This is a genomic window from Actinomyces graevenitzii C83 (assembly GCF_000239695.1).
In the GTDB taxonomy this organism is placed as follows: domain Bacteria; phylum Actinomycetota; class Actinomycetes; order Actinomycetales; family Actinomycetaceae; genus Actinomyces; species Actinomyces graevenitzii.
In genome coordinates, this window is the sequence record NZ_JH470339.1 from 26,618 (window position 1) to 49,854 (window position 23,237).

Sequence of the window (23,237 nt, forward strand, 5' to 3'; positions counted from 1 at the left end):
CTAACTGCCGCACGCGCCAGGCGCGCAATGGCAACGTCTTCTCCTTGAACGGATAAATATGAACGTTTCTGACATGGGCACCGACCTGGACCGCGTGCTAATCACTGAGGACCAGCTAAACGAGCGCCTAGACCAGATTGCTGCCGAAATCAACGTCGACTATGCCGGACGCAACCCGCTGCTGCTGGGCGTTCTCAAGGGGGCCGTGTACGTAGTCAGTGACCTTTCACGCCGCCTGAACTTCTCTGCCCAGATGGAGTGGATGGCTGTGTCCTCTTACGGTTCAGGCACCAAGTCCTCCGGCGTCGTACGTATCCTCAAAGACCTAGACTGCGACGTGACCGGACGCGACATCCTCATTGTCGAAGACATCATTGACTCCGGCCTAACCCTATCCTGGCTGGTCAGCAACCTAACTAACCGTGGCGCCAAGTCCGTTGAGATTGCCACCCTGCTACGTAAACCCGAAGCCGCCAAGGTGGAAATTAACCCCCGCTACATCGGCTTCGATATCCCCAATGAATTCGTGGTTGGCTACGGCCTGGACTACGCCGAGCGCTACCGCAACCTACCTTTCGTGGCCACCTTGGCCGAACACGTCTACGGAGGCTGATTAATGCCGAGCCAAAGCGAGAAAGACCCCTACAAGCGCAGCTCTAAGCCCAGCAAGGACTTAAAAGCAGCAGATAAGCGCGACAAGCGTGACGGTGAGAAAAAAGATGAAGGCCGCCGCAAACTGCGGCCTATGCACCTGTTCTTGCTGTTCTTGATCTTGGCGGTGCCCGGCTATTGGGTGGTTAACTCGCTGCTCGGCTACTCCAATATTGACACTTCCTCTGGCCTGGCCCTGCTCAAGAGCGGCAAGGGAGTTGAGCGCGTCACCATTATTGACGGCAACCAGGTAGTGCAGGTGCGGCTAAACCGCGACTATGTGCAAGCCCCGCGTATCGCTGGGGAAAGTGAATACAACGCGGGTAAACGAGTACAGTTCACCTACGTCACCGCCCAGGCCAAGGAAGTTAACGAGCTAGTTCAAAAGGCCAACCCCAAGGGCGGCTACGACTCGGTTGTGCCCACCACCTCCTGGTGGTCCTCATTCCTGCAAATCCTGCTGCTCTCGGCAGTGTTCCTGGGGGCAATGTGGTTTGTGATGGGACGAATGCAAGGCGGCTCCCGGGGCGGCCTGTTCTCCATTGGCCGCTCTAAATCCCAAATTGGCTCCAAAGAAATGCCTGACGTCACCTTTGACGACGTTGCCGGGGTAGATGAGGCCGTAGAAGAACTACAAGAAATCCGTGAATTCCTCTCCGAGCCGGCAAAGTTTAAGGCCGTGGGTGCAAAGATCCCGCGCGGCGTGCTGCTTTACGGCCCGCCTGGAACCGGTAAAACCCTGCTGGCTAAGGCCGTAGCCGGCGAGGCCGGGGTGCCTTTCTTCTCCATGAGCGGTTCAGAGTTCATTGAGATGTTTGTGGGTGTGGGTGCCTCGCGTATGCGTGACCTGTTTGAGCAGGCCAAGGCCGCTGCCCCGGCAATTATCTTCGTTGATGAGATCGACGCCGTGGGGCGCTCGCGTGCCTCTGGCGCCACTACCGGTGGTCACGACGAAGCCGGCCAAAACCCTCAACCAGATGCTGGTGGAGATGGATGGTTTTGGCACCGGCTCTAACGTAATCGTCATTGCCGCCACCAACCGCCCTGACGTGCTTGACCCCGCCCTGCTGCGCCCGGGCCGTTTTGACCGGCAGGTAGCCGTGGAGGCTCCCGACATGGCTGGGCGCCTAGCCATCTTGAAGGTGCACGCTAAAGGCAAGCCCATGACCGACGACGTCGACCTGGCCCTGGTAGCTAAGCGCACCCCGGGCTTTACCGGCGCTGAGCTAGCCAATGTGCTTAACGAAGCCGCGCTGCTAACTGCACGTGCCAACGCTCATATGATCGATAACCGTGCGCTAGACGAGGCCATTGACCGCGTTATTGCCGGCCCGCAAAAGCGCACTCGGGTTATGAATGATCACGAAAAGTCTATAACCGCATATCACGAGGCTGGTCACGCCCTATGTGCGGCGGCCGGGGCCTACTCTGACCCGGTCACCAAGGTGACGATTTTGCCGCGTGGACGCGCCCTGGGCTACACCCAGGTGATGCCCTCTGACGACAAGTACTCGGTGACCCGCAACGAGCTGCTAGACCAGCTGGTTTACGCCATGGGTGGGCGCGCCGCTGAGGAAATCATTTTTGATGACCCCACCTCGGGTGCCTCTAACGACATTGAGAAGGCCACCGCTATCGCCCGCCGCATGGTCACTGAGTACGGCATGAGTGATCTGCTAGGTACCGTGCGTTTGGGTAAGAACGACGACGGCGACGCTATGGCCTCCCTGGGCGGCCCGGGCTACTCTGAGGCGGTTTCTGCACAAATTGATGAGCAGGTGCGCGCCCTGGTAGAGAGTGCCTACCAGGATGCCTTGCAGATTTTGGTGCGTAACCGCCCGGTGCTTGACCGCCTAGCCCAACAACTGCTGGAGAAGGAAACCATTCTTGAGGGCGAGCTAGCCCAGATCTTCGCTCCCGTAGCAAAGCAGCCCAAGCGCCCGCGCTGGCATGGCGGTGAGCTGGAGGCCCTAAACGCCCAGGTGGACGCGATTGCTGACCCTGACTGGGAGCAGCTGGAAGCTAAGACCAGAGCTGAGCAGGCTGAACGCTCCGAAAAGCAGACTGAAGTCAGCGCTGAGATTGAAAGTGGTGCTGAGCTAGAGTCCGGCACTGGGACAGAGAACGCCGCTGAGATTAATACTGAGCCAGCATTTGGGGCTAAGGCAGCTGAAACTGAGGAGACCAGCCGTGACTAGCGAGGCAACCGACGCTGAAACTGGGCGCTCGCAAGCCGCGCCGGAAGCCCAAGCAGCGCCGTCGGCACTGGCCCAGCCGGAAACCCAAGCGGCGCCGTCGGTACTGGCCCAGACGCGCCCTTATGACGCTGAGGGCGTGCGTAAAGCCGTATATGACCTGCTGGTAGCCATTGGGGAAGACCCTGAACGTGACGGACTACGCGAAACTCCCCAGCGTATGGCGCGCGCCTACGCTGAGCTATTTGCGGGCTTAAGCGAAGACCCTGCCCACCACCTGGACAAAGTCTTTGACGTGGGCCATGACGAAATGGTGCTGGTGCGTGACATCCCTATGTATTCGGTGTGCGAACACCACCTGCTGCCCTTCCACGGGGTGGCACATGTGGGCTACATTCCCGGCACTGACGGACACGTAACCGGTCTAAGCAAGCTAGCGCGCCTGGTGGAGGGCTACGCCCGGCGTCCCCAGGTGCAAGAACGCCTCACCGCCCAGGTGGCCGACGCTATGGTCGAGCGCCTGCACTGTAGGGGAGTGCTGGTGGTAGTCGAGGCTGAGCACCTGTGCATGTCTATGCGTGGGGTGCGTAAGCCCGGCTCTAACACGGTTACCTCAGCGGTGCGCGGCATTATGCGCAATCCAGCTACCCGCGCGGAGGCAATGAGCCTGATTTTAGGGCGCCGGGGCTAGGGACTAGTTGGGCTATAAATGCGGCTACGTGAACTACCTAGATGCCTAGTACTGTGCAGTTCTTGGTGATTAGCGGTCACAGCCCATGCATATTGCAGATACACTTAAGCACGTGAGCGCGCGCCATTATCCTCAGTTACCCGGGTGTAGTCTGCCCAGCGACCGCACCTTAGTGATGGGGGTTTTGAATGTAACTCCCGATTCTTTTTCCGACGGCGGCCGCTGGTACCAGCGTGATGCGGCACTAAAGCACGCTTTAGTTTTGCTAGATGAAGGCGCCGACATAATCGATATCGGGGGCGAATCTACTCGCCCGGGCGCCGCTAAGGTGGATATTGAAGAAGAAACCGCGCGTGTTGTGCCGGTAATTGAGGCGATACTGCAGGCGCGCCCGCAGGCAGTTATCAGTGTAGACACTATCCACGCGGCCACCGCCCTGGCGGCAGTTGCGGCCGGCGCCACCATCGTGAATGACGTTTCAGGCGGGCTAGCTGACCCGGCCATGCACCGCACCGTGGCCGGCACCCAGGCCGCCTACATTTGCCAGCATTGGCGCGGCAACCCCCAGACCATGGACCGCCTAACTGACTACCCCGACGGCGTCGTCGCAGGTGTAATCAACGAACTGAACCAGCGCCTAGAGCAAGCCCAAGCAGCCGGGCTAGCCAAAGAACGCATCATTGTGGACCCGGGTTTAGGCTTCGCCAAAACCCATGAGCAGTCTTGGCAGCTGCTTGCGGCGACGCAGCGTCTGCAAGAAGAGCTAGCGGCCCCGGTACTAATTGGGGCTTCACGCAAACGCTTTTTAACCCTGGCGGTAGCTGGCGGCACTGACACCGCTCGCGCCGCCGATCCGGCCCAACGCGACAACATCACCGCCACCACCAGCGCACTCGCGGCGCTTGGAGGGGCCTGGGCGGTACGCGTACATCAAGTTATCCCCTCGCGTGAGGCAATCGCCGCCGCGTCCCTGTGGAAGGAATCTCGATGAGCACTCCCAATACCGTAACCTTGCGCGGACTATCTGCGCGCGGCTATCACGGTGTCCTGCCCTCCGAGCGTGCCGAGGGTCAGATCTTTAGCGCTGACGTGACCTTGTTTTTGGAGCCGGGCGTACTCGACCGGGCTGCGGCTAGTGACGACATCGCCCAAACCGTGGACTATTCACAGGTGGCTAACGCCGTGGTGGATGTTATTCACGGCGAGCCGGTGAACCTGATTGAAACCCTGGCTGACCGGGTGGCCCAGTCCGTGCTGGCATTTTCGGCGGTAGCTGGTGTGGAGGTGACCATCCACAAGCCGCAGGCCCCCTTGGAGGTGGCTTTCGACGACGTCGCCGTCACCCTGGTACGTGGGCGTACCCTAATGGCTTTGGCTGTGGCCGGGCCTGACCAGATGGGGAACCTGGCTTTCACGGCCTCACCGGCCTCTGCACTTTCAGCGGTCTCAGGGCTATCTGCGGTTTCCGGCTTGTCAGCGGTTTCTGGCCTGGACACCCTCACCGGCGCCTCAGCTGCGGCCACATCCGCTGCCGTGGCCCCCACCCCGTCCTCGCTGGGCGAGCATGGCGCCCACCGTAGCGAGACTGATGAGCAGGTAGCCATCATTGATGAGCCTGACGCTTTCGCTGATCCCGATGACCTAGACGACTACCTCACCGAGGTGGATGAGGACCAGCCGGCCCCGCCGCCGTGGGGTGAACGCTCCCAGCTGCCGGTAGATGACCTGCCGGGTGATTTCGCTAAGGCTGCTGGCGCTGGCGCGGTGGCTGCCGGTGGGGCGGCACTTACCGGTGCAGCTGCGGCAGCTGACAGTGCAGTTCGCGCTGGCTCTAGCGCCGAGCAGGACGGTTTATTTGACGGGCAAGCTGGCTCTGCCGACGACGCCGCTTACGCCCCCGGCCACGCCGCTGAGAGCGAGCCGGCGGCCCCGGCTGACGCCGCGCCGGTTCCCGCCCAGCACTCGGGCGAGGATTTTGCCGCTCACAGTGAGCAAGACGAATACAGCGAGCAAGACGAATACTCTGACGAGCAACGTCCGCAGGGCGCCGCCGGCTTTATCGGCGAGCTACATAACATGGACGACTCTGGCCCCTCCCAGGTGCACTGGCACTCGCTACGCACTGAGGATGGCGAGCAGCAGCCGCAGCAGCCCCACCACTCTTTCGAAGAACTGCAGGCGCAAGTTGCCCAAGAAGCAGCCGAGGTAGCTGCCGCAGCTGCCGCAAAGGAAGCTGAGTTCAATGCTGCGGTAACCAGCGCTGAGCCAGCCGCTGACGAACAATATGCTGCCTCTGCCGCCTCCGGTGAGGAAGAGGAAGACCCCACGCGCCTAGTTAACATCAACGAAGTTTTCCACTCTGAAGCATCAGCTGCTGAGGGTGAGGGGGCGCCAGAAGAAGCACCTGAGCCGGCAGACGCCGTCGAGCCTGCTGCTGAGGCTGAACACGTAGATGAAGCGGGCCAGGAAGAAAACGCCTACGTTGACTTCCAGGAAACTGCAGACCTAGACACCCAGCAGGCTGAAGACGACGCTGACTACGTTGACTACCAGGACACCGTAGCTTTGGGTACCAACCCTGAGGCTGAGGACAACTCCGAGTATGTTGACTTCCAGGAAACTACGGCTTTGGGCACCAACCCCCAGGCTGATGGGCAGGGTCTGGCCGCTCAAGCCCCGGCAGATCACTTCACTACTACCGAGCTAGAGGGCGGCGACCAGTCGGCAATGCCTCCTTACGGTCACCACCACCACCCGGTGACCCAGGCTACGCCCCATGAAGCATTCGACTTCAACTACGAGCAAGACACCATGGTTGGCTCTAACTCGCTGATCAGCGAGCTTTTCGACAACCGCCGTGACCCCTGGCAAGATACCAGCAACAGCTGGGTTGCCTCCCAGACTCCCACCTGGCAGGACGCTTACACTGATCCCACTTCACAGCTGGAACAAAACGACGCCGCCAACCAAAGTGGTGACCCGCTAGACCGACGCCCACCCCACGCTGCAGAGTTTGTGCTCTCCCTGGGTGGCAACGTAGGTGGGGTACTAGCAGCCCTGCGCGACGCCGTCCACAAGCTGCAAGACACCCCCGGAATTGAGCTGACCGACGTCGCCCCCTTGGCACGTACCGCCGCCGTAACCCTCCCGGATCAGGAGCCCCAGCCCGACTACCTCAACACGGTAATTGTTGGTTTAACTGGGCTTTCCCCGCGTGAACTACTGGCTGTGTGTCACCGTCTAGAAGACGAGGCCGGCCGAGTACGTACTGAGCGCTGGGGCATTCGCACCCTGGATGTGGACATCATCTGCTACGAGGGTGTCACCTCTGACGCGCCAGATCTGACCTTGCCGCACCCGCGAGCACACGAGCGTGCTTTCGTGCTGCTGCCCTGGTCTTTCGCCGACAGTGAGCTGAGCCTGGATGGCCAAGACACCGCTCAGCTGGCTGATGTGGCCCCCGACCGCGACGGGGTGCGCTGGCTGGCTCTGGACTGGTTGGAAACCGACAACCTACCCACCTTACCTACCGGCCAGTACATTGAACCGCCTTACGCTGATGAAGACAGCGATAGCAGTGAGGACCAGTCACAAGACAACGGTCAATGAAACGCACGCGGCTTCGTGTCTTAGCCTTGCTGGCCCTGCTGGGGGCCAGCTGTGGCTGGGCGATTATGAGTCTAGGGGCCCAAATAAACGGCTGGCCCCCAGCTATCGCCTTGCATGGGGGCATTGCGGCCGTAGTGGCGGCGTTGTTGATTTTGGCTTTCGGCTACCGAGTACGCCGCTATCAGCATGACGCCAAATGGGTTAACCCTATGCGCGCGGCTTTAACGGTTAGTGCCGCGCAAGCTTGTGCGATTACCGGAGCCCTGGCTACCGGGGGTTACCTGGGGGCGCTAGGTTTTGCTTTAGGTGCGCTGGGCTCGCCGTTTATGCTTTCGCTGCGCTGGAATACCGGGCTCTGCGCGTTGGGGTGTTTAGCCTGGATGGTAGCCGGGCTGATAGTGGAGCGTTGGTGCATTGTGGATAACTCCGACGACTCCTCAGAGCCCGGCGCTGGCGCCACCGCCTAGTTCTCTAGTTCCGACGGTGCCGCCTGGCCGCCGCGCGCTAGCGGCGCGGTGAGCAACAGTGGGCGGCTTTAACCCTTATGCCAGCCTAAAGCGCGGGCAATTTGAGCAATTGCTTCAAGCAGTTTCAAGTTAAAGTCCACACCCAACTGGTTGGGGATAGTGACCATAACATTGTCAGCTGCCGCGACGGCGAAGCTGGAGGCGCGACAGCTCTGGTCCGCCGCCGCCGCGACAACTAGACATTAGGTCAGCGGCTGCTGTATAGTTCAGTGCATGCTGACCATTGCTTCGCGTCTTGACGTCATGAACCGGCTCGGCCGGGCCATGGCCGACCCGACGCGCTCCCGCATCCTGATGTCCCTGCTCGACAGCCCGAGCCACCCCGCGGTGCTCTCGCGCGAGCTGGGGCTGACCCGCTCGAACGTATCCAACCACCTGACCTGCCTGCGCGACTGTGGGATCGTGGTCGCCGAGCCCGAGGGTCGCCAGACTCGCTACGAGATCGCCAACCCGCACCTGGCCGCGGCGCTGACGGCACTGGTCGATGTGACCCTCGCCGTGGACGAGAGCGCGCCGTGCATCGACCCGGCCTGCTCGGTGCCGGGCTGCTGCGCCGCGAGCAGTTCGGGGGACGCCTCGTGAGCGCCGCCTGCGGCTGCGACGAGCCGACGACCAGCCCCGCAGACGAGGCAGAGGAAGCAGAGCGCCCGTGGTGGCGTGATCCCGGCCTGGTCGTGCCGATCCTCTCCGGCGTCGCGTTCGGCACCGGCCTGGCGTTGGAGTGGTCGGGGCTGCACATCGCGGCGCTGGTCGCGTTCTGGGCGGGCCTGCTGCTGGGCGCGTACACGTTCGTGCCCGGTGCGATCCGGAATCTCGTTGTGAAGCGCAAGCTCGGGATCGCGCTGCTGATGACGATCAGCGCCGTGGGCGCGGTGATCCTCGGCTACGTCGAGGAGGCGGCCGCGCTGGCATTCCTCTTCTCGATCGCCGAGGCCCTGGAGGACAAGGCGATGGACCGCGCCCGCGGCGGGCTGCGCGCGCTGCTGAAGCTCGTGCCGGAGACCGCGACCGTGCTGCGCGACGGGACCTCCGCCTCGGTCCCGGCCAGGGAGATCGCCATCGGCGACGTGCTGCTGGTCCGCCCTGGCGAGCGGGTCGCGACCGATGGGCTGGTCCGCTCGGGCCGGTCGAGCCTGGACACTTCGGCGATCACCGGTGAATCGATCCCGGTCGAGGTCGCGCCCGGAGAAGCGGTGTCGGCGGGCGCGATCAACAGCGCCGGCGTGTTGGAGGTCGAGGCGACCGCCGCGGGCACCGACAACTCGCTGACCACGATCGTGGAGCTGGTAGAGCAGGCCCAGGCCGAAAAGGGCGACCGAGCCCGGATCGCTGACCGGATCGCCCGCCCGCTGGTGCCCGGCGTGATGGTCCTCGCCGTCCTCGTCGGCGTGCTCGGGTCCCTGCTCGGCGACCCGGAGACCTGGATCACCCGCGCCCTGGTCGTCCTCGTCGCGGCCAGCCCCTGCGCGCTGGCGATCGCGGTGCCCGTCACCGTGGTCTCCGCGATCGGCGCGGCGACCAAGTTCGGCGTCGTCATCAAGAGCGGGGCCGCCTTCGAGCGCCTCGGCGGCATCCGGCACCTGGCCGTAGACAAGACCGGCACTCTGACCCGCAACCGGCCCGAGGTAACCGCCATCGTCGCTGCCCATGGGTTCGACGATGCGCAGGTGCTTGCTTGGGCTGCCGCCGTGGAGCAGCACTCGACGCACCCACTCGCCGCCGCCATCGCCGCCGCGGGCCGGGGAACCCCCGCCGCGCAGGACGTGGCCGAGGAGGCCGGGCACGGCATCGGTGGTCTGGTCGACGGCCGCAGGGTGGCGGTGGGCAGTCCGCGCTGGATCGACGCCGGTCCGCTCAAGGCCCGGGTCGAGGACCTGGAGGCCGAGGGGCAGACCTGCGTGCTCGTCACCGTCGACGGCTTCCTGGCCGGGGCGATCGGCGTCCGCGACGAGCTGCGCCCCGAGGTCCCCGAGGTCGTGCGGACCTTGCGTGACCAGGGCGTCGAGGTGAGCATGCTCACCGGCGACAACTCCCGCACCGCTGCTGCGCTGGCGAAGCTGGCCGGGATCGGCGACGTGCGCGCCGAGCTGCGTCCCGAGGACAAGGCTCGCATCGTCGCCGGGTTCTCGGAGACGTCGCCGACCGCGATGATCGGCGACGGCATCAACGACGCGCCCGCCCTGGCCGGGGCGACCGTGGGCATCGCGATGGGCGCGACCGGCTCCGACGCCGCGATCGAGTCCGCCGACGTCGCCTTCACCGGCCACGACCTCGGCCTCATCCCGCAGGCTCTGCTCCACGCCCGCCGCGGCGGCAGGATCATCAACCAGAACATCGTGCTGTCCTTGGCGATCATCACTGTGCTGTTGCCGCTGGCGATCACCGGCGTGCTCGGCCTGGCAGCGGTCGTCCTCGTGCACGAGGTCGCCGAAGTCGTCGTCATCGCCAACGGACTGCGGGCTGCGCGTGCCCGCAAGCAATAGGTGTTCCGTCCAATGCCATAACTCAGACATGCGCTAGCGCATGTCGACGACGCAGGTGCCCAGCTCGATCTTGGAGGTGCGCGCCCCCATGGCGGCTAGAAGCGGGAAGGGGCTGGCTTGCTGACGCGCAAAGTGGTGTACGCGCACATAAGCCCCATCAATACCAAGCTGCTCGGCGCCCTGAGCTAGGTCAATGGCCTGTAGTAGGGAGTCGGCTGCGGTGCGAGTTTGGGATCCCTGGTAGGGGCCCTAGTGTCCAAAGGAGAGGAAACCAATTTTCTTCATAGCTGAGCCTTTCTGTTGACCTCAGTATGGTTGAATATTAAACTAAAATAATGTGTGGGTCGACACGGCTGGAATTTCGGATTATGAAAACGGGACCTAAAGGTAAAACTGATCAGGTATATATGGGGTAGTTCTAAGGAGTAGACATGTCACTTGCCCCAGCTGATATTGAGTTTCGCCCGGTTTCGCACTCGCTGATAGCGCTGCGACTGATCAACGTAGTCATTTTTATGCTGCTGCTTTTAGGTGGCAGCGCTGTGGCCGCGCTAGCAATTTCCCCGCTGCTTTGGGCGGTGTTTGGGCTGTTTGCGCTGATCACCTGCTGGCTACTGTGGCTAGTGCCGCGCCAGGTCAAAAACATGGGCTACGCCCTAACCGACACGGAGCTGATCTACAAGCGTGGCGCCATGTGGCGCACAGTTACCGTGGTGCCCTATGGCCGTATGCAGTATGTGGATCTAAGCCAGGGCCCGCTGATGCGCATGTTTGGCATTTCTGACCTGCGCCTACACACCGCGAGCGCCTCAACTATTTCCAATATTCAGGGTCTACCCACTGGTGAAGCTGAGGCGCTACGTGAACACCTTAGCCGCCTTGGTAGCTCCCAGATGGCAGGGCTGTGATGAGTGAATTTCTGCCTGCAAACGGCTTTGATGCCTCTTCGCGTGAGCTGTTTAATCAGCGCATGCAAGCTGGCGCCCCTAAACCCATAGCGTTAGGTCAGCCCCAACGCCTGCACTGGTTGACCCCAATCCTTAAAACCTGGCAGCTAGTGTTGGCGCTGCTTGCTTTCCTGGCTTACCAGAATTTGCAGGAAATACGTGAGCTATCTGAGCAAGCCGAAAATTACCACCTGCTTGATGATGTGGGCTTAGTGGTGCTGGTTGTGCTTGTGGGCGTGGTTGCGTTTTTGGCAATTATGGGCCTGTATGCGTATGTGTCTTGGCGGTGCATGAGCTACACTCTGGATGCTAAATCCATTACTTTGCACCAGGGCATTATTTTTAAAAATAAGCGCAGCGTATATCTAGAGCGCATTCAGTCGGTAGATATCAATCGCACCCTGGTGGCTCGCCTGCTGGGTTTGGGTACAGTGCGTATTGAAAGTGCTGGTGGCAGTGGCTCTAACCTGGATCTGTCTTATCTGAAGAACTCTGAGTTGGCTGGGATTCGCGCCCAGCTGTTGGAAGCGGCTTTTGCTGCTAAGGCTCCCCATGAGGGGGCGGCTATGGGCCTGGCTCAGATGGCTCCTGGGGCGCCGGTTCCAGGCGTGCAGCCAGCGTCGCAGCCGGGCGGTCAAATGCCGACGGCGAACGGTGTGCCTGCGGAGGCGGTGCAGGCTGCCGGGGCTCAGGTGCCGCCGCAGCCGGGCGGTCAAATGCCGGGCCAGTATGTTCAAGGTGATCACTACACTCAGGCCGGCCAGTATGGCGCCGGTCAGTACGCTGCGGGCGCGCAGCTGCAAGAACAAACCCTGTATTCGGTCAGCACCACTAGGCTAATTGGCTCCTACCTGCTCACCCCGGCCCTAGTGGTGAGCGCGGTGGCTGTAATTGCCATCATTATTACCGGAGTTTTAGCGCTAAGCGGGGTAAGTAACGCTGGCGCCATTATGGGGGCTGGTTTTGGTGTATTTGCTGCAGCCAGCGCCATGGCCTCTAGCCTGTGGGGTCGCTTTAACCACGACTTCAACTTCTCCCTAGCGGTTTCCCGCGTGGGCCTGCGTCTGCACGGAGGCCTAACCCAAACCTATTCACGTACCTTGCCACCTAACCGCATTCACGCCGTCGAGCTAACCCAACCGTTAATGTGGCGCTTAAAGGGCTGGTGGCGTGTGGAGGTACTCACCGCCGGCGTCAGCGGCGCAAGTGAGGGCACTGATTCCACCGGTGAAAACAAAGCCAACTTCACCGCCGACTCGCTTCTGCCAGTAGGTGACTGGGGTCAAGCTCTCTACGCCCTATGGCTGGTTATTCCAGAGCTAGCCAGCGCCAACCCGCAAGCCCTGCTAAGCAACATGGCCTACGGCGTCGGCACTGCCAACCCCAGCGGCGACCACCTGTGGTGCGCCCCGGGCCGCACCCGCTGGCTCGACCCGCTGCTATACAAGCGTAACGCGGTGGCCGTAACCGACACCGCCGTGCTTATCCGCGCCGGGCGCTTCAAGCGACGCCTGATTGTGCTCACCCACGAGCGCAGCCAATCCCTGGCGCTAAGCCAAGGCCCCTTCGAGCGTCTAGTGGATGTAGCCAACATTAAGTTCGATATGGTGCCCGGCCCGATCAAGCCGGTGATCCGCCACCTAGACACTGGCCAGGCCCGCCAGTTGTGGGCGCACCAGGCACATCGTGCCCGCATGCGCCGCGCCGCCGAAGAAAACTGGCTAGGGCGCGTTAGCACCACCCACCCAAGCTAATAGCCAACCGTAACTTAACTAGCCCCGGGCCCAGCCTTGAACTGCCTCCCGTTTCTTGGACATCGAAATTGAAGTCCAGGGAATGGGAGGCTTTTCGCATGCACTATGTATATAGGTTTAGGCGCGAGGCAGAGAGGGGGAGAGAAGCGGGGGGAGAGAGAAGCGGGGTGAGAACGCAGATTGGGCCGCCACTCATACTTAAGGATGAGGTCCGCGCCCCGCCCCGCCCACCACAGGCTCATCTCAGCCCGCGGAAGTAGCGAGGAGCCCCGCATCCGTAGCTAAAGGCCCGGTGAACACCCACCAAAATCAACCTGGAGGATGAGAAAAACCCTGTAGTCAGCGCCATATAGCGTTAAATAGTTGAACTATGACTACGACAACTCCTCACGCCCAGACGGCACAGCCTGCCGTCTCCGCACGAAACCTTTCCAAAACCTACGGCATGGGCGAAGCTACCGTCCACGCCCTCAACAACGTCTCCGTTGACTTTGAGCAGGGCAAGTTCACCGCCATCATGGGCCCCTCCGGCTCCGGTAAGTCCACGCTGATGCAGACCATCGCAACCCTGGACACCCCCGACCCGAACCCGGCAACTTCCATCCGTATTAGCGGTACCGAACTCTTCGGCCTGAAGGACAACGCCCTCACCGAGTTCCGCCGCGAACAAATCGGCTTCATCTTCCAGGCGTTCAACCTGGTACCCACCCTCACCGCGGGCCAGAACATTGACCTGCCCCTGGGCCTCGCCGGTAAGAAGCCCGATGCGCAGTGGCGTGACTACCTGGTCAAGACCCTCGGCCTGGAAACCCGCCTCGACCACCGCCCCGAACAGCTCTCCGGCGGTCAGCAGCAGCGCGTCGCCATCGTGCGCGCCCTGCTTGCACGCCCCGAAGTGATCTTCGCCGACGAACCGACCGGTAACCTCGACTCCAACTCCGGCGCCGAGGTGCTGCGCCTGCTGCGTGCCGCCGTAACCGACCACGCACAGACCATCCTCATGGTCACCCACGACGCAAACGCCGCCTCCTACGCAGACCGCGTGGTCTTCATCAAGGACGGCATGGTCGCCGGCGAAATGATCGAACCCACCTACGACGCCGTCCTCGGCGCAATGGCACAGCTGGAAGGTCGATAAGCCGTGGCAACCACACTGAACACGGTGGCGCGCTCCAACCTGCGCGCCTCCAAAGGAAAATACGTCCTCACGGGCATAGGCATCGCGATTTCCTCCTTCTTCATCGCCGCCATCATGATGCTAACGAACTCGCTGCAGGCGACCGTCAACTCCTCCGTCAGTGACGTGCTCTCCCGTGCCGAGGCGGTCGTCGCCTCCGCCGCTACAACCAGCGACGGTCAAGACAGCAGCGCCATCTACCTGACCCGTGAGCAGATTCAGAAAGTAGAACAGAGCGACCTGCTCTCCGGCTACTGGGTGCAGTACGCCGTTGCGGGTACGATCGGCACCGGCGACCAGGCAGCCCAGGTGCAGTACAACCAGCTACCCGCCGACTCGAGCCTCTTCCCGTACAAGGTGCAGGGCAAAATCCCCGGTAGCGACCACGAAATCATGGTCTCTACCTACTTCGCGAAGAAGCACAACCTCTCGCTGAACAGCAAGGTCACCAGCACCGACGTTGTAGAATCCGTCAGTGCACCCGGTACTGACAAGACCGCCGAATACACCGTCGTCGGTCTCTTCGACCCCGGCTTTGAAGGCTCCACCACCAACCAGGCTGTCTTCATTGGTGGCACCAGCCTCGGTGAAGCCACCCTGAAAGCAGCCGAGACAGAAAACAGTAGCTCGGCGGCAGGCTACCGGAGCAGGGGTGGCGCGAACCTCATCTACCTCAAGTTCAAGGACGGCGTAACCGACGCCAAACTCAAGAGCTTGCAGGAGTCCCTCAGCAGCGGCGACACCAAGAACGACCCGCGCGTCATGACTGGTCAGCAGCTGCTGGAAGACTACCAGAAGAGTATCTCCACGGTCTTCACCTCCATTAGCGTGGTCCTGGGTGCCTTCGCGGCCCTGGCTCTGCTGGTTTCGTCCTTCGTTATCTCCAACACCTTTGCGGTGCTGGTCGGCCAGCGCATCCGCGAGCTCGCCCTGCTGCGCACCCTCGGTGCCCGCGGCGGCTCCCTCGTGCGGATGCTACTCGTCGAATCCATTACCGTGGGCGTGGTGTTCTCCCTCATCGGTGCGTTGCTGACCTTCCCGGTCGGCATGCTGGTGGGAAGCATGGTTTCGACCATCATGATCTCGTACTCCATCACCCCGGTGATTATCAGTACCCTGATCTGCACCATCGTCACGGTGCTGGCGTCGCTCTCCCCGGCACGAAGCGCCCTGCGCATCTCACCGATTAGCGCGATGAGCGAGCACACCAACCGCGAAGTCAGCAAGCCCGGTAAGGTCGGCCCGATCTTCGGCGTGCTCTTCGCCATCGGTGGCGTGGTCGCTGTTGTGACTGCTCTTGATAAGGCAACCAGCACGGACCGCGACGGTAACTTCGCAATCTTCCTCGGCATGTTCGCAGCACTGCTGCTCGGTATTGCGGTCTTCCTCATCACCCCGCTGGTGCTGCCCCCGCTGGTACGTGCCCTCGGCATGGTCACCCGCACTCAGACCGGTAAGCTTGCGCTCGCCAACGCGCTGCGTTCGCCCAAGCGCACCGTCTCCACCGGCCGTACCGTGCTCGTCGGTACCCTGGTCGTGTCGATTGTGCTGACCGGCTACACGGTTCTGAGCGCATCGTTCGTCAAGGCGCTGGATCAGCAGTACCCGATTTCTGCGCAGGCGAAGTACAGCTCCTATGACCAGTCTGAGGCTGCCTCCACCGTGACCAAGGCGGAAGAGATTGCCTCCAAGGCCAAGGGCATTAAGAACGTTCAAGCGGCCGCTGTTGGTTACGCCGCCGGCGTGGTTGACTACACCGTCGAGTACGAGGGTCAGAGCGTCAACCAGAACGCTGACCTGGTGGCGCTAAGCTCCTCCGACCTGAAGGCTATCCTGCCGGACGAAAACTCGAACCTTGCCGACGACACTGTGCTCGTACCTCAGGCACTCTGGAACTCTCTCGGACTGAATGAGTCCAGCCGACTGAAAGCGCGCGGCCCGCTCGGCGAACTGGAACTCAAGCCCGTCAAGTCCGAAACCAAGCAGAACCTGCTGATCGTCAACCCTGCCACCGCCGCTAAGCTGCAGGACGCCAAGAACCCGCAGGCAGTTGCCAACCCCGCCGCTGAGGAAGCTCAGACCAAGGCAGCACATCTGACCGTCACCAGCCAGGCACGCGGTAATAGCACCGTCGTTCTGGTGCGTGCGGCAACCCCGCTGACCAGCAGCGAGAATGTGACCCTGCAGGCTGACCTGAACCGAATCAGCCCGGACAGCTCCTTTACCGGTGGTTTGCAGGAACGTCAGACCTACGACCAGCTGCTGACCGTTATGCTGACCTTCACCCTGGTGATGCTCCTGCTCGCAGTGATCATCTCCATCATCGGTGTGGCAAACACGATGACCCTGTCGGTCAACGAACGCCGCCGTGAGAACGCGATGCTCCGCTCGCTGGGCCTGTCCCGCAAGCAGCTGCGCCGCATGATCTCCATTGAGGCGATCCTGATTACGCTCGCAGCAGTGGTGCTCGGCATGATTGCTGGTACGGTCATCGGTGCGGTTTCTGCGAAGATCGTGATGGCTGCCGTGAGTGCCAGCGCCCCGCTCGTGCTTGACCTGCCGTACGTCTGGTACGTGGTCATCCTCATTGTGGGTGTGCTCGCCGCGATGCTCGCTTCGGCTCTGCCGGCGGCTCGTTCGGCTCGCATGTCCCCGGTTGAGGGTATGCGCGGCTAACCCGGCATAGTCACTGTATTCGGTGTATCCCCGGATACTCGGTGTGAGAAAGTAACGCCCCGGAGGGTGCCTCAATGGTGAACTGCGGCCCGGGGTTTTTGTGTGGCGGGCCCATATAATTGCCAGCGTGAATCAACAGCGTGCCTCACGGCTTGGCATAGGAATTATCAGCGCCGGCAAAGTGGGCTCGCCCCTAGCCAGCGCCCTACGCGCGGTAGGCCACGAAATCGTGGGTATCCACGCCGTCTCCGCCGCCTCACGCGAACGCGCCCAAGTGATGGTTCCCGGCGTGCCCCTGGCCAGCGTGGACGACATTGTAGCCAGCGCAGAGCTAGTTATTTTGGCAGTTCCCGACGACGCTCTAGCAGGCCTGGTCAGCGGCGTCGCTTCTCGCCAAGGCTGGCGCATGGGACAAATCGTGCTACACACCTCAGGCAGTTACGGTTTAGAAGTACTGGCCCCTGCCGCCCAAGCCGGGGCCATCACCGCCGCCCTGCACCCGGTAATGACCTTCTCGGGCACATCCCTAGACCTGCCGCGACTAATTGGCTGCCCCATGGCGGTGGCCGCCGCCCCCGCATTCCTACCAATCGTGCAGGCGCTCGCGGTGGAACTAGGCGGCGAACCCTTCAGCGTGATTGACAGTGATCGGCCCGTCTACCACGCCGCCCTGGCCCACAGTGCCAACCACCTAGTCACCCTGGTCACCCAGGCAATGCGTACCCTGAACACTATCGGCATTGAAGACGCCGCCGCCGTGCTGCGCCCATTACTAAACGCTGCCCTGGAGCGGGCCTTAAACGAAGGAGAAGGCGCCCTAACCGGGCCTATCTCGCGCGGCGACGTCGGCACTGTAAGTAGCCACCTAAACGCTTTAGACAGCCTGGAGCAGGCCAAAGAGCCTGACGGGCGCGACCGGGATATCCCGGCCAGCTACCGTGCCCTGGCCCGGGCAACCACCCAGCGCTGTGAGATTAATAGCCAAATCACCACTGAAGTGGCCCAGCAGCTATACCAGGTGATCGACCCGGACTAATTTGGTAGCCATGTTGCTAAGCCTGGCCCATACCCGTGAAGAACTAGCCGCCGCTATTGCTGCAAATGAGCCCAACCGCGCCGTGGTAATGACCATGGGCGCCTTGCATGAAGGGCACCTGGACCTGCTGCGCCGCGCCGGTGCGCTGGTAGGGGCCGGCGGCACCGTAGTGGTGACCATTTTCGTCAACCCCCTGCAGTTCGCACCCGGCGAGGACCTGGACGCCTACCCGCGTGACCTAGAGGGCGACGTCGAAAAACTACGCACAGTAGCCGAAAATGAGCTGCAGCTAAACCAACTAGTGGTTTTCGCCCCCACCCCGGAAGTGATTTACCCCTCGGGAGATCCCCAAGTAACTATCAACCCCGGCCCCATCGCCACCGTGCTTGAAGGCGTCACCCGCCCCACCCACTTTGCCGGCGTGTGCCAGGTGGTTCTCAACCTGATGCACCTGACCCGCCCCACCTGGGCGCTATTTGGCCGCAAAGACGCCCAGCAGCTAGCTATCGTGCGCGCCATGGTGCGTGACCTGTCGGTGCCGCTAAGCATTGAGCCAGTTGATATTCGCCGCGAAAGCGACGGGTTGGCTATGAGCTCGCGTAATGCTTATCTCACCCCCGCTCAGCGCCAGCAGGCCCTGGCCCTATCTCAGGCTCTAAAGGCCGGTATTGCCGCAGCTGAAAACGGGGGCGACGGCGCAGCGGTGCGACAGGCTGCCCTGGCCTATCTGGCCAATGCTGACGGGGTTGAAGTTGATTACGTGGCCGTGGTGGGAGCTGACTCCTTCGTGGATCTAGCCGGCGCTGGCCTGGGGCTAGACCCGCAAAAATACCAGCCGGTAGCGGGGGAGTCGGCCCTGCTAGCGCTAGCCGCTAAGGTAGGCTCTACGCGATTAATTGATAACACTTTGATTACTTTGCGCTAGGCTTACTTGACCATGAAGACTCGCACCATGATGACCGGTAAAATCCACCGGGCTACCGTCACCCAAGCTGACCTTAACTATGTTGGCTCTATCACTGTTGATGCGGCGCTGCTGGAAGCAGCCGATATTTTGCCCGGTGAACGGGTAGATATCTGTGACTGCACCAACGGTAACCGCCTGTCCACCTACGTGATCCCCGGTGAACGCGGGGCTGGCGGCATCAAAATCAACGGCGCCGCAGCCCACCTAGTAAACCCCGGCGACATCGTGATCCTGATCGCCTATGGGCAGATGGATGACGTCACCGCCAGCATGTACACCCCCCATGTGGTGTTCGTGGATGAAGCCAACAAGATCATTGAAACCGGCAACGAACCCGGCCAGGTTCCCGACAACTTCTCCGGTTTGCAATCTAGCGGCGTGAGCTTCGCCGACTATCGCACTCAGGGTTAGAGGCGGCCGCAGTGGGCGGTTAAACTAGCGCTCGTGAGCGAAACTAACAGCGCAAGCGAAACCAAGAGCGCAGCCGAAACCCCCGTACACGAACAATTCGCCGTGCGCGCCGCCAAGCGCGAGCGCCTGCGCGAAGAAGGCTGGGACCCCTACCCGGTGTCTGTCCCGGTAACCACCACTATCGCCGCCGTGCGTGAGCGCTTCGGGGCACTCGAAGCCGGCCAGATGGCTGACGAAAACGACCCGCAGTCCACTGTGGGCGTGGCCGGACGCGTAATCTTCCTGCGCAACACCGGTCGCCTATGCTTCGTCACCCTCCAGGACGGCGCCGGGGTAACCCTACAGGCCATGCTGTCAGCTAAGGCCATGCCCACCCAGGGCCACTCCTCACTGGCAGCTTTCAAGACCGACGTCGACCTAGGCGATCACCTATTCGTACACGGCCAGGTAGGTTCCTCGCGTCGCGGTGAGCTGAGCGTATTTGCCGCCCCGCAGCTACGTGAGGGCGTAGAGGTGGCTCAGGCCAGCGACGACGACGTGCTCGTCCCGGCTTGGCGCATCGCCTCCAAGGCCCTGCGTCCCCTACCCAAGACCTGGACCAACGAAGAAGGCCAGAGCGTAAGCCTGTCCGAAGAGCAGCGCGTGCGCCGTCGTGAACTAGACCTAATCATGCGCCCTGCCGCCCGTGACATGGTGCGTATCCGCGCCGCCGTCAACCGCTCAATCCGCGAAAACTTCTACAAGCGCGACTACATTGAGCTAGAAACCCCGATCCTGCAGGTAATTCACGGTGGGGCAGCGGCGCGTCCGTTCGTAACCCACATGAACGCCTTCGACATGGATCTCTACCTGCGTATCGCCACCGAGATCTACCTAAAGCGCGCCGTAGTTGGCGGGGTAGACCGCGTGTTCGAAATGAACCGCAACTTCCGCAACGAGGGCGTGGACTCCTCCCACAGCCCCGAATTCACCTCGCTGGAAGCCTACGAAGCCTACTCTGACTACAACGGCATGGCTGAGCTAACCCGCAACCTAGTGCAACAAGCCGCCCGCGACGCCTTTGGTTTCAGCGAAGGTGAGGAAGTAGTCACCCTAGCTGACGGCACCGAATACGACCTGTCGGGCGAGTGGGACAAGATCGACCTATACGGCTCCGTCTCTGAGGCCCTAGGTGAAGAAATCACCGTCAACACCCCCCGCGCAGAGCTAATCAAGCTGGCCGAAAAGGTGGGCCTGGAAGTTGACGACTATGCCGTAAACGGCAAGATCGTTGAAGACATCTTCGAAGAACTAGTGGGCAACAAGCTATGGCGCCCCACCTTCGTCTATGACTTCCCCGAGGACACCTCACCGCTAACCCGCTACCACCGCTCCCGCCCGGGCCTAACCGAAAAGTGGGACCTGTACATTCGCGGTTTTGAGGCCGCCACCGCCTACTCTGAGCTGGCAGACCCGGTAGTGCAGCGCCAGCGTTTCGAAGCCCAGGCCCTAGCCGCCGCCAACGGCGACCCCGAAGCCATGGTGCTAGACGAAGACTTCCTGGTAGCCATGGAACAGGGCTTCCCGCCCTGCGGTGGTATGGGTATGGGTATTGACCGTCTGCTCATGGCCCTAACCGGCCAGGGTATTCGCGAAACCATCACCTTCCCGCTGGTAAAGCGCGTCTGAGCGTGAGCGTACCAGCACAAAGTAGCGCCGACGCCGGAGCCGCTGCCTCGCAAGCCGGCGGCCCAAGCGCCGCTGCCAGCCCGCAGGTTGGGGGCGCCCGCCCGCAATCCGGCGGCCCGCAAGCCCCGGCTGTCCCACAGGCCGGCGCCCCGCTGCGGATCGCCTTTCTAGGGCCCTTTGGCACCTTCACCGAGCAAGCCGTACGCCAGGTAGCCAGCCCCGACGCGGTGCTACTGCCCATGACCAGCGCCCCCCAGGCGCTCGCGGCAGTGCGCAACGGGCAGGCAGATCGAGCCGTGGTGCCCATTGAGAACTCCATTGAGGGCGGCGTCAACGCCACCCTGGACGCGCTAGCCCACGGCCAGCCACTGGTGATTGTGGGGGAGATGCACGTCAGCGTGGTGTTCCAGCTGGCCGTGCGTCCGGGTACTACCCCTGAGCAGGTGCGTCGCATCGGCACCCACCCCCACGCCTGGGCCCAGTGCCGAGGCTGGGTGGAGTCCACCTTCCCTGGCGCTGTGCATGTGCCCGCCACCTCCACCGCTGCCGCCGCCCAGCTGCTTAGCCAGGGCGAGGCTGGTTTTGATGCGGCCCTGTGTAATGCGGTGTCGGTGAGCAGCTATGGCTTGCAGGCGCTGTATCAGGATGTGGCCGACAACCCCGGCGCGGTGACCCGCTTTGTGCTGGTTTCACGCCCCGGATCACTGCCGGCGCCCACTGGGGCCGACAAAACCACCATTCAGGTGGCCTTGCCGGTTAACGAGTCCGGTGCGCTGCTAACCATGCTGGAGCAGTTCGCTGTGCGCGGAGTGGACCTGTCGCGTATTGAGTCGCGCCCCAGCGGCGATGGCCTGGGTAACTATGAGTTCTCCATTGACATCGTGGGGCACGTATCTGAAGAGCGCGTGCAGGCGGCTTTGGTGGGTTTGCATCGCCACTCGCCGTGGGTGCGTTTTATGGGTTCGTATCCGCGCATCGACGGCGTCGCTAACGCCCCGGCTGTGGGTACTTCCGACGACGCCTTCCGCAGCGCCCGCAACTGGGTTGAGGGTTTGCTGGCGGGCCGGGCTGATATTGGCCGGCGCGAAATTTAGGCGGCATGAAATTTAGGCGGCGCAAAGCTTAAGCTGCGCGAGGCTTAAGTAAAGCCAAATAAAGCCAAATTAAAACGGCACACAAAACTGTGGCGGTGGTTGAGTCCACCGCCACAGTGCTTTATGCCTCCAGCGTTCTGGTCAAAACCGGGTGGGGGCCGTAAACTTAGGGACGGTGTCCGCATAGGCGGACGCTTCCGTTCCCAGCTAGCAGTTTTAATCTTGTGTACAAACAGGGTTTGTTGGCCACGTGGGTCTGCCACGGCGGGAACCGACGGACCGCGCCACGCGGTTCCGGACGCAGCGTTTAGAACTCAGCGTTAAAGCTGACTGCTGCGGGCCGGCCTAGAGCTTCGTGGCAACGTGCGCCGCAAAGCCTAGTTAGTTTTCATCTAGCAAGTGGCTGAGGGATCAGCGTCCGGCGTCGTCAAGGCGTAACAATTACCAGCGCGGATAGCAAAATTTGTCAGATTCAAGCACTTAAGATGGAGAATCAGTAGTGCCTACTATTCAGCAGCTCGTCCGCAAGGGCCGCAGCTCGAAGCGCTCGTCTTCCAAGACCCCCGCGCTGAAGGCCAGCCCGCAGCGACGCGGTGTATGCACCCGTGTGTACACCACCACCCCGAAGAAGCCGAACTCCGCTCTGCGTAAGGTCGCCCGTGTGCGTCTGTCCTCTGGTATTGAGGTCACCGCTTACATCCCCGGTGTTGGCCACAACCTGCAGGAGCACTCCATCGTGCTAGTGCGCGGTGGTCGTGTTAAGGACCTCCCCGGTGTGCGTTACCACATCGTCCGTGGCGCCCTCGACACCCAGGGTGTTAAGGGCCGTGCCCAGGCTCGTTCCAAGTACGGTGCCAAGAAGGAGAAGAAGTAATGCCTCGTAAGGGTCCCGCACCTAAGCGTCCTATCGTTGTTGACCCCGTATACGGTTCCCCGGTTGTAACCCAGCTGGTTAACCGCGTACTCCTGGACGGTAAGAAGTCCACCGCCGAGCGCATCGTTTACGGTGCTCTTGAGGGTGTTCGCTCCAAGACCGATCAGGACCCGGTAAGCGTTCTCAAGCGCGCCCTGGACAACATCCGTCCTACCCTTGAGGTTCGCTCCCGTCGTGTCGGTGGTGCTACCTACCAGGTTCCGGTTGAGGTTCGCCCCGGCCGCGCCACCACCCTGGCTCTGCGCTGGTTGGTTGACTACTCCCGCCAGCGTCGCGAAAACACCATGACCGAGCGTCTCATGAACGAGATTCTGGACGCCTCCAACGGTCTAGGCGCCGCTGTCAAGCGTCGCGAAGACGTCCACAAGATGGCCGAGTCCAACAAGGCCTTCGCTCACTACCGCTGGTAGTACAGCT

Annotated in this window: 18 protein-coding genes and 2 pseudogenes; 19 read left to right on the forward strand and 1 reads right to left on the reverse strand. The window is 61.9% G+C overall.

Annotated features, from left to right (window positions below; all coding sequences use genetic code 11):
- Positions 1-58: 58 nt before the first annotated feature.
- The 8 genes and pseudogenes from hpt (at position 59) to HMPREF0045_RS07730 (ending at position 10,156) form a co-directional block, all read left to right on the forward strand.
- Positions 59-613 carry a hypoxanthine phosphoribosyltransferase gene (hpt, locus tag HMPREF0045_RS07695; RefSeq protein WP_005987181.1) on the forward strand — a complete coding sequence of 185 codons (555 nt, stop codon included), beginning with the start codon at positions 59-61 and terminating at the stop codon, positions 611-613.
- A gap of 3 nt (positions 614-616) precedes the next feature.
- A pseudogene (gene ftsH, locus HMPREF0045_RS07700) lies at positions 617-2,849 on the forward strand (ATP-dependent zinc metalloprotease FtsH).
- 103 nt (positions 2,850-2,952) lie between these two features.
- Positions 2,953-3,537: a GTP cyclohydrolase I FolE gene (gene folE / locus HMPREF0045_RS07705; protein ID WP_040316281.1), complete on the forward strand. Its 585-nt coding sequence runs from the start codon at positions 2,953-2,955 to the stop codon at positions 3,535-3,537.
- A gap of 85 nt (positions 3,538-3,622) precedes the next feature.
- Positions 3,623-4,528, forward strand: coding sequence for a dihydropteroate synthase (folP, locus tag HMPREF0045_RS07710; RefSeq protein WP_005987189.1), 906 nt, complete (start codon positions 3,623-3,625; stop codon positions 4,526-4,528).
- Positions 4,525-7,146, forward strand: coding sequence for a 2-amino-4-hydroxy-6-hydroxymethyldihydropteridine diphosphokinase (gene folK / locus HMPREF0045_RS11085; RefSeq protein WP_005987191.1), 2,622 nt, complete (start codon positions 4,525-4,527; stop codon positions 7,144-7,146). Before folP ends, folK begins: the two co-directional genes overlap by 4 nt.
- Positions 7,143-7,613 carry a DUF3180 domain-containing protein gene (locus tag HMPREF0045_RS07720; RefSeq protein WP_005987192.1) on the forward strand — a complete coding sequence of 157 codons (471 nt, stop codon included), beginning with the start codon at positions 7,143-7,145 and terminating at the stop codon, positions 7,611-7,613. The genes folK and HMPREF0045_RS07720 overlap by 4 nt, the downstream gene beginning before the upstream one ends.
- A 273-nt stretch (positions 7,614-7,886) precedes the next feature.
- Complete coding sequence (gene cmtR, locus HMPREF0045_RS07725) at positions 7,887-8,255, forward strand: Cd(II)/Pb(II)-sensing metalloregulatory transcriptional regulator CmtR (RefSeq protein ID WP_005987193.1); 369 nt, start codon at positions 7,887-7,889, stop codon at positions 8,253-8,255.
- A complete protein-coding gene (locus HMPREF0045_RS07730) occupies positions 8,252-10,156 on the forward strand; it encodes a heavy metal translocating P-type ATPase (protein WP_005987194.1) in 1,905 nt (634 codons plus the stop codon). The genes cmtR and HMPREF0045_RS07730 overlap by 4 nt, the downstream gene beginning before the upstream one ends.
- A gap of 33 nt (positions 10,157-10,189) precedes the next feature.
- Here the strand turns inward: HMPREF0045_RS07730 and HMPREF0045_RS11090 are convergent.
- Positions 10,190-10,381 (reverse strand): annotated as a pseudogene (locus HMPREF0045_RS11090) (LLM class flavin-dependent oxidoreductase); the annotation flags it as partial.
- A gap of 206 nt (positions 10,382-10,587) precedes the next feature.
- Between HMPREF0045_RS11090 and HMPREF0045_RS07740 the strand changes: the two are divergent.
- The 11 genes from HMPREF0045_RS07740 to rpsG all read left to right on the forward strand — a co-directional run bounded on the left by HMPREF0045_RS07740 (position 10,588) and on the right by rpsG (position 23,230).
- Positions 10,588-11,064: a PH domain-containing protein gene (locus HMPREF0045_RS07740; RefSeq protein ID WP_005987195.1), complete on the forward strand. Its 477-nt coding sequence runs from the start codon at positions 10,588-10,590 to the stop codon at positions 11,062-11,064.
- The gene (locus HMPREF0045_RS07745) at positions 11,064-12,857 is read left to right on the forward strand and encodes a PH domain-containing protein (protein ID WP_005987196.1); all 1,794 of its coding nucleotides are present in this window, start codon (positions 11,064-11,066) and stop codon (positions 12,855-12,857) included. Before HMPREF0045_RS07740 ends, HMPREF0045_RS07745 begins: the two co-directional genes overlap by 1 nt.
- 370 nt (positions 12,858-13,227) lie before the next feature.
- Positions 13,228-13,995 (forward strand): ABC transporter ATP-binding protein, encoded by a 768-nt coding sequence (locus HMPREF0045_RS07750; protein WP_005987197.1) that lies wholly within the window; start codon positions 13,228-13,230, stop codon positions 13,993-13,995.
- Positions 13,996-13,998: 3 nt separating this feature from the next.
- The gene (locus tag HMPREF0045_RS07755; protein WP_005987198.1) at positions 13,999-16,710 is read left to right on the forward strand and encodes an ABC transporter permease; all 2,712 of its coding nucleotides are present in this window, start codon (positions 13,999-14,001) and stop codon (positions 16,708-16,710) included.
- A gap of 127 nt (positions 16,711-16,837) precedes the next feature.
- A complete protein-coding gene (locus HMPREF0045_RS07760) occupies positions 16,838-17,746 on the forward strand; it encodes a Rossmann-like and DUF2520 domain-containing protein (RefSeq protein ID WP_081466841.1) in 909 nt (302 codons plus the stop codon).
- Positions 17,747-17,756: 10 nt separating this feature from the next.
- Entirely contained in the window at positions 17,757-18,671 is a 915-nt protein-coding gene (gene panC, locus HMPREF0045_RS07765) for a pantoate--beta-alanine ligase (RefSeq protein ID WP_005987200.1), read from the forward strand.
- 6 nt (positions 18,672-18,677) lie between these two features.
- Positions 18,678-19,124, forward strand: a complete 447-nt coding sequence (panD, locus tag HMPREF0045_RS07770) for an aspartate 1-decarboxylase (protein ID WP_040316238.1) — start codon at positions 18,678-18,680, stop codon at positions 19,122-19,124.
- 33 nt (positions 19,125-19,157) lie between these two features.
- A complete protein-coding gene (gene lysS / locus HMPREF0045_RS07775) occupies positions 19,158-20,792 on the forward strand; it encodes a lysine--tRNA ligase (protein ID WP_005987204.1) in 1,635 nt (544 codons plus the stop codon).
- Between the two features lie 152 nt (positions 20,793-20,944).
- Positions 20,945-21,886 carry a prephenate dehydratase gene (gene pheA, locus HMPREF0045_RS07780; protein WP_040316284.1) on the forward strand — a complete coding sequence of 314 codons (942 nt, stop codon included), beginning with the start codon at positions 20,945-20,947 and terminating at the stop codon, positions 21,884-21,886.
- 499 nt (positions 21,887-22,385) lie between these two features.
- Positions 22,386-22,760: a 30S ribosomal protein S12 gene (gene rpsL, locus HMPREF0045_RS07785; RefSeq protein ID WP_005987208.1), complete on the forward strand. Its 375-nt coding sequence runs from the start codon at positions 22,386-22,388 to the stop codon at positions 22,758-22,760.
- Positions 22,760-23,230 (forward strand): 30S ribosomal protein S7, encoded by a 471-nt coding sequence (gene rpsG / locus HMPREF0045_RS07790; protein WP_005987210.1) that lies wholly within the window; start codon positions 22,760-22,762, stop codon positions 23,228-23,230. Before rpsL ends, rpsG begins: the two co-directional genes overlap by 1 nt.
- The last annotated feature ends 7 nt before the right edge of the window (positions 23,231-23,237 follow it).